Source organism: Mesorhizobium sp. USDA 4413, assembly GCF_056280365.1.
The window spans coordinates 2,741,385-2,753,271 of record NZ_JBVPRP010000001.1; the positions used below are offsets into that span (position 1 = coordinate 2,741,385).

12 protein-coding genes are annotated in these 11,887 nt (G+C 59.8%); all 12 read left to right on the forward strand.

Annotation, left to right across the window (positions count from 1 at the left end):
• The first annotated feature begins 23 nt into the window (after nucleotides 1–23).
• Nucleotides 24–506 carry a DUF4760 domain-containing protein gene (locus ACVMIM_RS13105; protein WP_040980059.1) on the forward strand — a complete coding sequence of 161 codons (483 nt, stop codon included), beginning with the start codon at nucleotides 24–26 and terminating at the stop codon, nucleotides 504–506.
• Nucleotides 507–570: 64 nt separating this feature from the next.
• The gene (locus tag ACVMIM_RS13110) at nucleotides 571–1,335 is read left to right on the forward strand and encodes a hypothetical protein (protein ID WP_476112363.1); all 765 of its coding nucleotides are present in this window, start codon (nucleotides 571–573) and stop codon (nucleotides 1,333–1,335) included.
• Nucleotides 1,336–1,415: 80 nt separating this feature from the next.
• Nucleotides 1,416–2,420 carry an SGNH/GDSL hydrolase family protein gene (locus ACVMIM_RS13115; RefSeq protein ID WP_476112365.1) on the forward strand — a complete coding sequence of 335 codons (1,005 nt, stop codon included), beginning with the start codon at nucleotides 1,416–1,418 and terminating at the stop codon, nucleotides 2,418–2,420.
• A 58-nt stretch (nucleotides 2,421–2,478) separates the two neighbouring features.
• Nucleotides 2,479–3,180, forward strand: a complete 702-nt coding sequence (locus ACVMIM_RS13120; protein WP_040980061.1) for a hypothetical protein — start codon at nucleotides 2,479–2,481, stop codon at nucleotides 3,178–3,180.
• Nucleotides 3,181–3,619: 439 nt separating this feature from the next.
• The gene (locus tag ACVMIM_RS13125; RefSeq protein WP_040980063.1) at nucleotides 3,620–4,279 is read left to right on the forward strand and encodes a hypothetical protein; all 660 of its coding nucleotides are present in this window, start codon (nucleotides 3,620–3,622) and stop codon (nucleotides 4,277–4,279) included.
• 294 nt (nucleotides 4,280–4,573) lie between these two features.
• Nucleotides 4,574–6,604 (forward strand): conjugal transfer protein TraG, encoded by a 2,031-nt coding sequence (locus ACVMIM_RS13130; protein WP_040980065.1) that lies wholly within the window; start codon nucleotides 4,574–4,576, stop codon nucleotides 6,602–6,604.
• A gap of 119 nt (nucleotides 6,605–6,723) precedes the next feature.
• Nucleotides 6,724–7,137: a CopG family transcriptional regulator gene (locus ACVMIM_RS13135; protein WP_040980067.1), complete on the forward strand. Its 414-nt coding sequence runs from the start codon at nucleotides 6,724–6,726 to the stop codon at nucleotides 7,135–7,137.
• Complete coding sequence (gene trbB, locus ACVMIM_RS13140; RefSeq protein WP_040980069.1) at nucleotides 7,134–8,102, forward strand: P-type conjugative transfer ATPase TrbB; 969 nt, start codon at nucleotides 7,134–7,136, stop codon at nucleotides 8,100–8,102. Before ACVMIM_RS13135 ends, trbB begins: the two co-directional genes overlap by 4 nt.
• Nucleotides 8,103–8,113: 11 nt before the next feature.
• Nucleotides 8,114–8,422, forward strand: coding sequence for a TrbC/VirB2 family type IV secretion system protein (locus ACVMIM_RS13145; protein WP_040980072.1), 309 nt, complete (start codon nucleotides 8,114–8,116; stop codon nucleotides 8,420–8,422).
• Nucleotides 8,422–8,694 carry a VirB3 family type IV secretion system protein gene (locus ACVMIM_RS13150; protein WP_040980073.1) on the forward strand — a complete coding sequence of 91 codons (273 nt, stop codon included), beginning with the start codon at nucleotides 8,422–8,424 and terminating at the stop codon, nucleotides 8,692–8,694. Before ACVMIM_RS13145 ends, ACVMIM_RS13150 begins: the two co-directional genes overlap by 1 nt.
• Entirely contained in the window at nucleotides 8,688–11,138 is a 2,451-nt protein-coding gene (trbE, locus tag ACVMIM_RS13155) for a conjugal transfer protein TrbE (RefSeq protein ID WP_040980075.1), read from the forward strand. The genes ACVMIM_RS13150 and trbE overlap by 7 nt, the downstream gene beginning before the upstream one ends.
• Nucleotides 11,135–11,860 (forward strand): P-type conjugative transfer protein TrbJ, encoded by a 726-nt coding sequence (gene trbJ / locus ACVMIM_RS13160; protein ID WP_040980077.1) that lies wholly within the window; start codon nucleotides 11,135–11,137, stop codon nucleotides 11,858–11,860. Before trbE ends, trbJ begins: the two co-directional genes overlap by 4 nt.
• Nucleotides 11,861–11,887: the final 27 nt, after the last annotated feature.

The window sequence follows — 11,887 nt, forward strand, 5'->3', positions numbered from 1 at the left end:
AATCGTCAAATAGGAGCGGATGAGTGCAAAAAATTGATCGTGCGCTTGGCTTCTGCAGCGCCGGCGCAGCCATTGTTACTGCAATTGCTGCGCTCGCTATTCCAATAGTTCTCTACGCCGACGCGAAGAGAAATAGGACATTGGATGTTATGAACGATCTTGACACGAAAATATCGGCAATCGTTGCGGAAAAGATACGCCTAGATGCTCTTAACGGGGTGAAGGGCCAACAACGATTCGATCCAAAGTACATAGACGGCGACGGTAATTCTGCAGTACAGACACAGGTATACCGGCTCCTGAATCTATATGACTACGTGTGTTTAGGCGGAAAGATGAATCTCTTCTCGCTTGACATTATTGGCGAGATGCGAGGAGACGCTTTAAGGCAGACTTGGGCTGACTATGGACCATATATAAAGGCCCATCGTGCGAATGGCGAGCAAGACAAAAAGGCCTGGGAAAATTGCGATAGCGTAGCTTTCCCCGCAGGGTCTGCGTCATAACAAGCGGATCCCGGAATTTAAAGACTAAGTGACGTTGCTCTCATGCGCCTATCAGGAGGATCTCATGGCGTTTGTAGTTGCGTGGGTCTCCGGAAAGCGACTGGTAACTTACCGCGATCGATCCGGTAATGAACTTACTAAGAAGGACGGCAGTCGCTCCTGGCGCAACAACAACCCCGGCAATATCGCCCGGGGATCGTTTTCCGAAGCCCATGGGTCTATTGGCGACGATGGCAAATTTGGAATCTTTCCCGACGAGGAAACCGGCTCGGCCGCAATCGTGGCTCTATTCACCAGCAATTCCTACAAGAACCTTTCGATTCGCGACGCCTTCTATCGCTACGCGCCGCCAGCCGACAACAATGATACCGAAGCCTATATCGCCGCCGTTACGGCCGCTGTTGGCGTTCCTTCCTCGAAGATCGTGGGCACGCTGTCGAGTGCTGAGCTCAATAAGCTCGCGGGAGCCATCAAAGTTCATGAGGGATGGACTGTCGGGACGCAAAGTGGCAGTGCCTTATCGCCCCGCGCGATAAAAAGCGCGACGATCGGCGACCTTGTCGAGAAACTGATCAATCTCGGATCGGATGCCGGCTCGTGTCAGGTGATCCGCCAAAAGGCCAGCCAGGCCATGGTGCGGATTTACGGAAAGCCGACTTTGCATAACGCCTGCGCCTGTACTTTGATTTCAGCCACATCACCGCTTGCCGGTTTCGTTTCCAAGGACTCAACGGAAATCGATCTCGATGAGGTCGTGACTTTGGACGAAGACACAGATGATTTGGTGCCGAAGTTCGACGAGCAAGGCGCGCCGCTAGCTAACGGGTGACGGATATCCGTCCTGGGTTGGCTTTGTGGCGGCAGATAGCTTCCGTCTGCAGATCCAGATTGACGATTGGGGAGAATTTGATGGCCGTCGAAATGGACCCTCACGCTCAGATGCAAGCGCAGATAGAGCGCGACCTCGCGGCATGGAACGATGCTCAGCAGAAGCAGTCGATGCGATATCGGGCCGCAAAAGAAGCGGCGACGGCGCTTCAGGCGGACTTTCATCTAGCGCCGAAACACCTTCTTGCGATCGGCGACTCGTGGTTGGACTACCCCATCGAGGGCAACAATCCGCTGTCCGGCCCTTCAGATATCAAGATTCAGTTGCAGGCGATCTGCAGCCCATCACCCATCATCTATTCGACGGCGCATCGCGGCGACGCGTCAACCGATGAGATGAGCTTGCCGAAGCAGGAACGTATCCTGCAACTGCTGATGGACAAATCGAAGTGGCCGAACGGAAAGCCGGACGCCATCATCGCGTCTGCGGGCGGCAACGACGTTGCCGGCAACAACTTCTGTATTTTCCTGAATTACAACGATGGGGCAGCAAGCGGCCTGAACGCGCAGCGATACGCCGGCGTCATGGCTATCGTCAAATCGAGTTATCTTGCGCTGTTTTCATTGCGCGATCGGCATGCACCAGGCGTGCCGATCTACGGTCATTGCTATGATTTCCCGACCCCAAACGGAGTGCCAGCGCCGTGCGGATACGGGCCCTGGCTGAAGCCTTCATTGGATTTCTGCAATTGGCCGGCCGGCCCGGGCAAGGTGATTGTTCATGACGCCCTGGCCCAGTTCAAAGCCATGCTTGATGGATTGGCGGCCGATCCCTCGAACAAATTCCATGTCGTGCCGACGCAAGGGACGCTCAACGACACCCATTGGGCGAACGAACTGCATCCAGACCCGACGGGGTTCAGGATGATTGCGCAAAAATTCGCAACCGCGCTTGGAATGAACCAACTGTCACCAGCGCCCGCGTTAGAGGCCAAGGCTTCTTCCGCGAAGAGGTCCACAAAAACGGCAACGACGAAGAAAGCCCAGGCACGAAAGCGGAAACCTCAGCCTGTGGGCGGCCGATGAGATCGGGCTCGCCAAGAGCCCGACTTTGCCGGGGAGTGAATGTTTTGGGGAGGGCGTTATGAGGCGGCTGGTCGGCCTGACACTTGCAGTCCTCTTGGCTGGTTGCGCAACAAAGCCACCGACCAGCGCGGAGAGTCTTGTCCAAGTTCCGCTTATTTTGGGCGCTTTAAAGTGCGCCTTCGCAACCGCTCTGATGAAAGAACGAAATCCGGATAAAGTGAAGGTGCTCGAAGGGCAGGTTGCGGCTGGTACCCTGACCCTCAAAATTGTCTATAACCTGTCAAAAGACTTCAGTTTGAAAGGGAAGGCAGCGGCTGGTGGACCCTTCGTGTTTGCTTACTCAGGTGCAACGGCGAGTATTTTGCCCAACTTTTTCGCCTCGGCAGCAGAGACTGGGACGCTCACGACCACCTTGCCGTTCAGGTACTATCTTTATGCCACCAACGCCGACGTTTGCAATCAGGTTGACGCCGCAACGCAGTTGAAGTTCGGATTCTCTGACTGGCTTGCCGGAATTATCTCCGGCCTAGAAGTCAACTCTCCATACTACCCTTTGGGGCAGGTAGACAATGTCCAGTATGGTGCGGACTTCGGTGTTACGAAAACTACAAAGGGAGGCGTAGACTTCGATATTGTCTTCCTCTCAGGCTCCGCGAACGCAAACTCCACCAGAAATGACGTTCAATCCATCTCCTTTGCGATTGGCCCCCCATCCAAAACAAATCCGGCGCCCGACATCTGGAAACAAACGAGACACTGAGTGCAGGTATCAAACGAGAGGAAATTCCATGGCTAGCTCGCCCAAACCGTCGTCGCCGAAGTCGCCGCCCCCGCCCCCACCAAAGCCGGGAGGTATTCCGACCGAACCTGGAGCTTTCCCGGCCCAAGTAGGCGCCAATTCTCCAGTGGCATCGCGGACACCCACCAACAAGGCAGTAGCGGCGACGGGTGGCTCTGCTGTCGGCGCGGCGATCTCGACACTACTTGTCTACGGCATAGAGCTAAACCATGCCCTACCCGACACGGTATCCGGGGCCATCACTACCTTGGTGACCGCGGCTGTTACTCTAGCTGCCGCCTACTTCACGCCGCCCGGAACCAATGAGACCGTTATCCTCACGTCTGACGGACCACGCACGGCCAGAAGATAGCCGGGTGACGCCGTCCCCAAGCGTCCGTGCATAGGGGAGTAGCTTACCATGGGGTATGGAGAGTGGCTGGAAGCCCTTACGACAAGGGAATACGAAATCTACAAGCTGATACTCGACAAGGGAGCTCTCGCTCTCTTGCTTGCGGCGATCGGGGCTGTGATCGCTGTTCTACTTGAACGTTATCGGGAACAGCGAGAAAAGATTGAGGTAGCAGCTCGCGAAGACCGTGAGCGTTCGATGGTCCCGCGTACACAGCTCGACATTGAGTGTAGGTTTTTCGGTCCGCTACACGGAAAGATAATCGTAAATGTCCATCTGGTTGCTGAAAACAGGGGGAAGACGATCCGAGGCTTCAATAGCATCCGATTCCGCGTCTTCACTATGACGGGTGACGAGGTTCCGGGGTTCTATGGGTCCAAGGATGGAATGAGCCGGCTTGCGCTTAACGGTCCTCGCGTTGATGAGAGGACACACGAGGGTTACATCTTCAGCGTCGAGCCTGGGATTCGCCAGATCTTTCCTTTTACCACCCTTGTAGCTGCCGACACGAAGTACGTCAGCGTCAAAATAGATGTTCAGAACGCGGAATGGGGTGGTGGCGGCGCATCGTGGCTTGGCGAAGAACGCTTTTTTCCTGTTCAGGTGGAGCGAGATCGGGCAGCCGACGCAGGAGGAGTGCGTCCCGATCGACGCCGAACACAGCTTTGAGGAGCCCATCTACGAAGCGATTGTTAGCTACGGTGAGACCTCCCTTCGCGCGCTTTGCCACCTTCTCGCGAACTGCGCTGCCGGCATCCGCACGAAACAATGCCGCAGACGACCTCCGCAGCCGACTTAATTCTGGACAGCGACATATATTTCCAGACTGCGCACTGGAACTGCCGGACGGACAGGCTTTGACGGCAATGCAGAGCGAGGATCGCACCCAATCGTACGTGAGCTGCATTCGCGATTGGGCCTGGCCGCGCGATGCTGAGTTACATTGTCCGGCGAGCCAAACCAATGACACCCACGAAGCTGCTGATCGGGCAGATCGCCGCCGTGTTCGCAATCGTCGTTCTGGGCGTGTGGGCGGCAACGCAATGGTGCGCGCACATGCTCGGCTACCAGCCGCAACTCGGCGCGCCGTTGTTCGTCGCGGCGGGATGGCGGATCTACAAACCCTGGAAACTGTTGGAGTGGTGGTTCCATTTCGACGCCTATGCGCCTGAGGTATTTGACCAAGCAGGCGCGCTTGCCGGCGCCAGTGGATTGTTGGGCTGTGCAGCCGCGGTCGCCGGTTCGCTGTGGCGCGCGCGGCAGCGCGGACTGGTCACCACCTATGGCTCTTCACGATGGGCCCTAACGCAGGAGATATCGAAGGCAGGCTTGTTTCGACCGGCCGGTGTCTTCCTCGGCAAATTGAGCGACCGCTATCTGCGCCACGACGGCCCGGAGCACGTCATGGCCTTTGCTCCGACACGTTCAGGCAAGGGGGTCGGGCTGGTCGTTCCAACGCTCCTTTCTTGGACCGGCTCAGCTGTCATTCACGACATCAAAGGCGAGAACTGGCAGCTAACCTCTGGCTGGCGATCCAAGTTTTCTTATTGCCCTTTGTTCAATCCGACCGACCCCAGGTCGGCTCGCTACAACCCGCTGCTCGAGGTGCGGCAAGGCTCGAACGAAGTTCGCGACGTCCAGAACATCGCCGATATCTTGGTCGATCCGGAAGGTGCGCTGGAGCGACGGAACCATTGGGAGAAGACCAGTCATTCACTACTGGTCGGCGCCATTTTGCATGTGCTCTACGCCGAGGAAGAAAAGACACTCGCCCGGGTCGCCACCTTCTTATCGGATCCGCAACGCTCATTTGCCGCGACGCTGCAGCGGATGATGACGACAAACCACCTTGGCGTAGCGGAGAGGCCCCAGGTCCATCCCGTCGTGGCCTCGGCGGCGCGCGAGGTGCTGAACAAGTCAGAGAACGAGCGTTCAGGCGTTCTGTCGACTGCCATGTCGTTTCTCGGTCTCTATCGCGATCCAACCGTAGCGGCGGCAACATCTGCCTGCGATTGGCGCATTGCCGACCTCATGGACGCGGAGCGACCAATGTCACTCTATCTCGTCGTACCGCCATCGGACATTTCGCGCACCAAGCCGCTGGTCCGACTGGTGCTCAATCAGATTGGCCGGCGCCTGACAGAGCGGCTGGAGGGCGATCCAAAGAAGGGCAGAAAGCACCAGCTGCTCATGATGCTGGACGAATTCCCGGCGCTCGGCCGCCTCGACTTCTTCGAGACCGCGCTCGCCTTCATGGCGGGTTACGGCATTCGCGCCTATCTGATCGCGCAATCCTTGAACCAGATTTCCAAGGCTTATGGCGAGAACAACGCAATTCTCGACAATTGCCACGTGCGCATCGCCTTTTCCTCCAATGACGAGCGCACGGCCAAGCGCATCTCGGACGCGCTTGGCACAGCCACGGAACTGAGGTCCATGCGCAACTATGCCGGCCATCGGCTGGCGCCATGGCTTTCCCACGTCATGGTCAGCCGCCAGGAGACCGCACGCCCGCTGTTGACGCCGGGCGAAGTCATGCAACTGCCCCCATCTGATGAATTGGTACTGGTTTCAGGGTTGCCTCCGATCCGGGCGAAGAAGCTGCGCTATTACGAGGATCAGAATTTCACCGAGCGGGTGCTGCCTGCACCGTTGTTGCGCGAGCGTCCCTACGCCGACTGTCCTGCATCACGCCCGGATGATTGGAGTGGACAGGTGCGTAGTGTCGACCGTCGTCTGGCCGCTGACGAAGAAAGCGCCAGTGGGGCCGCTGAAGACGAGGGCGGTGTTCAGCAGCAGCGCCATCCGGGATTGCCCGATGAACACATTGCCATCTCTCAGGAGCCTGAGCAGGACGATCTGTTCAAGCCCGCCGACGATGATAGCGAGGCGCTCGCCGACAAACGTGTGATGGACCGGATTTCCACCGCGGCGCGTGCCTACGGTATCAACGAAGGCAGGGGTGACGACAAGGACATCGTGCCCGGCTTCTGAAGGCTCCCCAAAAGCCAGAGCGTATCTCGGCGTAGATAACGACCGTAAGCAATTTCTGGCAGCTGTCTCATGCTTGTTCTCATCGCCGGCGCAATGCCGGCCTGCCGAGAACAAGCCGCATGAAGTCCCACCGCATCCGTCATCAGTTTCTGCTCGAGCCTGAGCTGAGCGAGAAACTAGACAACCTCAGCCGCGATCCCTCGACCACCAAATCCGCGGTGGTGGCGAAGGCAATCGAAGCCTTCATCGAGGGGCGTGGCGAGAACGAGCTCGATCGCCGCTACGGCGTAAGGCTCGATCGTCTTTCCCGCGACATCGCTCACGTCAGGCGCGATGCCGAGATGATCCTGGAGAGCCTGGCACTCTTCATTCGTTTTTCGATCACGCTTCATGCCCATACGCCGGCCCCGGATCGGGCAACGCAGGCCATCGCCCAAGACCGTTTCGACAAATTCGTCGAGCAGGTCGGCCGGCAGATGGCTTCCGGGAAACACTCGCTGGGCAAAGACAATGGCAAAGGAGGCGAAGGATGAGCTCTCATCCCGAGGCCGACCATCGCCGGCGCGCCATGCTGCGCACTGCCATGGGGCCAGCGATCACCGAGGCCCTGGCCGATCCATTGGTCATCGAAGTGATGGTCAATCCCGACGGTGCGCTGCGGCTCGACAGACTGGGAGAAGGTCGGGTCGACACCGGCGTGTCCATGCATCCCTCCGAGGCGGAACGCATCATCCGTCTGGTTGCCTCCCACGTGCGCGCAGAGGCGCATGCCGACAATCCGATTGTCAGCGCCGAACTGCCATCGGGCGAACGCTTCGAGGGTTTGCTCCCGCCTGTCGTGCTGGCGCCGTGCTTTGCGATCCGCAAGCCGGCGGCAAAGCTCTACACGCTGGCCAACTATGTCGCCGACCGGATCATGCAGCCGCTGCAAGCCGATGCCCTCAGGAAAGCGGTGCGCGAGCGGCGCAACATTCTAGTCGCCGGCGGCACCTCGTCGGGCAAGACAACGCTTGCCAATGCGCTCTTGGCCGAAGTCGCCGAATGCGACGAGCGGGTGATCCTGATCGAGGACACGCGCGAACTGCAATGCGCGGCACAGGATTGCGTAGCATTGAGGACGAGGCGGGGTTCGGTCACGCTCGCCGATCTCGTACGCTCGACACTCCGGCTCCGACCCGACCGCATTATCGTCGGTGAAGTCAGGGGCGCCGAAGCGCTCGATATGCTGAAGGCCTGGAACACCGGGCATCCCGGCGGCATCGCCACGGTTCACGCCAACTCGGCGCGCTCTGCTCTCTATCGCATCGAGCAGCTCGCCCAGGAAGCTGTCGTGACCGTTCCGCGCCGGCTCATCGCCGAGGCGATAGACTTGATCGTGTTCATCGCCGGGCGCGGAACTTCGCGCCGCATCGACTCGATCGCCGAGGTCACCGGTCTCGACGGCAGCGGCGATTACGCCGTCACCCCGCTCACGCTTCCGCAACTCCAGCAGCTTTGAAAGGTCATCTCATGCGCAAGAAGCTTCGCTTTCTTTCGTCCACCGCGCTCGCGTTTTGTTTCACGGCCCCGGCTTACGCGGCGGGCTCCGGCATGCCTTGGGAACAGCCGCTGCAGCAGATTCTGGAGTCGGTGCAGGGACCGGTCGCAAAGATCGTCGCGGTGATCATCATCATTACCACCGGCTTGACCCTTGCTTTCGGCGACACGGCAGGCGGTTTTCGGCGGCTGATCCAGATTGTCTTCGGACTGTCGATCGCCTTTGCCGCATCGAGCTTTTTTCTCTCCTTCTTCTCCTTCGGCGGCGGGGCGCTCGTCTGATGGCCACCGGAGAACAGCATATCGAAGGCTTCGAGGTACCGGTTCACCGCGCCTTGACTGAACCAATCCTGCTGGGCGGCGCGCCCCGAGCGGTGGCGATCCTCAACGGCACGGTCGCTGCGGCGATAGGTCTTGGCTTGCAGCAGTGGATTGCTGGACTGGCGCTTTGGATCGCAGGCCACACGCTTGCGGTCTTTGCTGCCCGCCGCGATCCGGACTTTGCCAGCGTCCTTGTTCGCCACCTTCGGCTGAGGGGGTGGCTGGCATGCTGAACCTTTCAGAATATCGCGGGAAGGCCGACCGGCTTGCCGACCATCTGCCTTGGGCCGCACTCGTCGCGCCGGGCATCGTGCTCAACAAGGACGGCAGCTTTCAGCGGACGCTGCAGTTCCGTGGTCCCGATCTCGAAAGCGCGACGGAAGCCGAACTCATCGGCATCTGCGCGCGGGCGAACAATGCGCTCAGACGCCTCGGCTCCGGCCGGGCATTGTTCCTCGAGGCTGAACGCGTCGAAGCGCTGGGCTATCCAGCCTCGCGTTTCCCCGACGCAGCCTCCTGGCTTGTCGACGAAGAGCGGCGCGCGGCTTTCGAGGGCAGGGTGGCGCATTTCGAGAGCCGCTATCACCTGACCTTGCTGTTCATGCCGTCACCGGACGCCCAGTTGCGGGCGGAGAGCGCGTTTGTCGACTCTGATCATCCAGAAGGCGAAAGAGACTGGCGCCAGGAGCTGGCGCGGTTCCGTGATGAGACCGACCGCGTTCTGGATCTCCTGTCCGGCTTCATGCCGGAAGTGCGTGGGCTCGACGATGCCGAGATGCTGACCTACCTGCACGGCACGATCTCGACCCGGCGACATCCGGTCGCCGTGCCGGAAACGCCGATCTATCTCGACGGCATTCTGGTCGATGCGCCGCTCATCGGCGGGTTGGAGCCGATGCTGGGCGACCTGCATCTGCGAATCCTCACCATCCTCGGATTCCCGAACCTCACTCGGCCCGGGATCCTCGACGCGCTCAACCATCAGGATTTCGCCTATCGCTGGGTGACGCGCTTCATTCCGCTCGACAAGTCGGAAGCGACCAAGACGCTGACACGGCTCCGGCGGCAGTGGTTTGCCAAGCGCAAATCGATCGTCGCTATCCTGCGCGAGGTTGTGACCAACGAGCCGGTACCGCTGGTTGACAGCGATGCCGACAACAAGGCGCTCGATGCCGACGAAGCGCTTCAGGCGTTGGGTGGCGATCATGTTGGCTTCGGCTATCTCACCACTACCGTGACGGTATGGGACGAGGACCGCCAAGCCGCTGCCGAAAAACTTCGCGCGGTCGAGCGGATCGTGAACGGACTCGGCTTCACCTCGATCCGTGAAGGCGTCAATGCGGTCGAGGCGTGGCTCGGCTCGTTGCCTGGACATGTTTATGCCAATGTTCGGCAGCCGCTCGTTCACACGCTGAACCTTGCCCACCTCATGCCGCTGTCCTCGGTATGGGCCGGCCCGTCGGCGAACGAGCATCTCGCCAAGGTTACCCAGACAGAGGCGCCGCCGCTTCTCTTCGCCGAGACCGGCGGGTCGACACCCTTCCGACTTTCCACTCATGTCGACGATGTCGGCCACATGCTGATCGTTGGTCCGACCGGCGCCGGCAAGTCGGTGCTGCTTGCACTGATTGCTCTGCAGTTCAGACGTTATGCCGGCGCGCAGGTCTATGTTTTCGACAAAGGCAACTCGGCCCGCGCGGCAACGCTTGCGATGGGTGGAGAGCACCACGCATTGGGGGGCAACGGGTCACTTGCCTTCCAGCCGCTGCGCAACATCAGGGACCCTAGGACGCGCAGCTGGGCGGCGGAATGGATAGCCGGCCTCATCGCCCGTGAGAATGTCACCGTCACGCCGGAGGTGAAGGAGGCAATCTGGTCTGCGCTAGGCAGCCTTGCCGCCGCGCCGGCGCAGGAACGCACGCTGACCGGCCTGTCTGTCCTGCTTCAATCCAATGCACTGAAGTCTGCATTGCTGCCCTACACGCTCGACGGTCCTTTCGGCCGGCTGCTCGACGCAGATGACGACCGGCTGGCCTTATCGGATGTGCAGTGTTTCGAGACCGAGGAGCTGATGCACAGCCAAGGCGCTGTGCTGCCGGTGCTCACCTATCTCTTCCATCGTCTCGAAGAGCGGTTCGACGGACGGCCAACGCTGCTCATGCTTGATGAGGCCTGGGTCTATCTCGACAATCCGCTCTTCGCCGCCCGCATCCGCGAATGGCTGAAGGTGCTGCGCAAGAAGAATGTGTCGGTGATCTTCGCCACGCAGTCGCTTGCCGACATCGCGAGCTCGGCGATCGCGCCGGCAATCATCGAGAGTTGCCCGCAGCGCATTTTTCTTCCCAATGATCGTGCCGTGGAACCGCAGGCGCGAGCCGCTTACGAGCAGTTCGGTCTCAACGAACGCCAGGTCGAGCTGATCGCCCGCGCTACGCCAAAGCGGCAGTACTATCTGCAATCGCGGCGCGGGAACCGTCTCTTCGAGCTCGGCCTTGGCCCCATCACGCTTGCGCTTTGCGGCGCCTCCGATCCAGCCACGCAGACTCTCATCGACAGCGTCCTGTCCGACGACGGGCAGGAGAGCTTTGCCTCCCGATTTCTCAGTGCTCGCGGCCTCGATTGGGCCGCCGAGCTTCTCCAGCAATTCCCCCAACCAGACAAGGAGCATTCGTCATGATACGGCGTCGCTTTCTCTGCGGCCTGATAACTCTTTCGCTGATCGCCAAACCGCTGGCCGACTATGTGCAGCCAGCTTATGCCCTGATTGTCTTCGATCCCTCGAACTATACGCAGAACGTACTCTCGGCGGCGCGAGCGTTGGAGCAGATCAACAACCAGATCCAGTCGCTGCAGAACCAGGCGACCATGCTGCAGAACATGGCGCGCAACCTTCAGAGCCTGGATTTTTCCTCCGTCGGCCAGCTTACCGGTTCGCTGCAACGGATCGACGGTTTGATGGACCAGGCGAGCGGCCTGAGCTTTGACCTGGGTAAGCTCCAGGACCAGTGGCGACAGCAATATCCGGAAAGCTACGATGCCACGATCAAAGCGAGCGATGTGGCCACCGCCGCACGCGAGCGTTGGCAGAGCGCCATGCAGGCGTTCCGCCAGACCATGGGTGTGCAGTCGCAGATCGTCGAGAATGTCCGCGGTGACGGAGATCTGCTTGCCGATCTCGTCAACCGCAGCCAAGGGGCTGCCGGTGCGCTTGAGGCAAGCCAAGCCACAAATCAGCTGATCGCGCTTTCGACCAAGCAGCAGATGCAGATCCAGACGCTGCTTGCGACGCAGTTCCGCGCCGAGGCCGAGGATGCCGCCCGCAAGGCGCAGTCCGAGGAAGCTGCCCGACAGGGGACAAAACGCTTCCTGGGCACCGGCACCGCCTATCCCGGCAACTGATCACTAGCACATCAACCTGAGGAAGGC

What these genes read in the sequence shown, in the direction of transcription:
- ACVMIM_RS13110 (WP_476112363.1), top strand. Translation starts at nt 571, where the DNA reads ATGGCGTTTGTAGTTGCGTGGGTCTCCGGAAAGCGACTGGTAACTTAC.
- ACVMIM_RS13115 (WP_476112365.1), top strand. Translation starts at nt 1,416, where the DNA reads ATGGCCGTCGAAATGGACCCTCACGCTCAGATGCAAGCGCAGATAGAG.
- ACVMIM_RS13120 (WP_040980061.1), top strand. Translation starts at nt 2,479, where the DNA reads ATGAGGCGGCTGGTCGGCCTGACACTTGCAGTCCTCTTGGCTGGTTGC.
- ACVMIM_RS13125 (WP_040980063.1), top strand. Translation starts at nt 3,620, where the DNA reads ATGGGGTATGGAGAGTGGCTGGAAGCCCTTACGACAAGGGAATACGAA.
- ACVMIM_RS13130 (WP_040980065.1), top strand. Translation starts at nt 4,574, where the DNA reads ATGACACCCACGAAGCTGCTGATCGGGCAGATCGCCGCCGTGTTCGCA.
- ACVMIM_RS13135 (WP_040980067.1), top strand. Translation starts at nt 6,724, where the DNA reads ATGAAGTCCCACCGCATCCGTCATCAGTTTCTGCTCGAGCCTGAGCTG.
- trbB (WP_040980069.1), top strand. Translation starts at nt 7,134, where the DNA reads ATGAGCTCTCATCCCGAGGCCGACCATCGCCGGCGCGCCATGCTGCGC.
- ACVMIM_RS13145 (WP_040980072.1), top strand. Translation starts at nt 8,114, where the DNA reads ATGCGCAAGAAGCTTCGCTTTCTTTCGTCCACCGCGCTCGCGTTTTGT.
- ACVMIM_RS13150 (WP_040980073.1), top strand. Translation starts at nt 8,422, where the DNA reads ATGGCCACCGGAGAACAGCATATCGAAGGCTTCGAGGTACCGGTTCAC.
- trbE (WP_040980075.1), top strand. Translation starts at nt 8,688, where the DNA reads ATGCTGAACCTTTCAGAATATCGCGGGAAGGCCGACCGGCTTGCCGAC.
- trbJ (WP_040980077.1), top strand. Translation starts at nt 11,135, where the DNA reads ATGATACGGCGTCGCTTTCTCTGCGGCCTGATAACTCTTTCGCTGATC.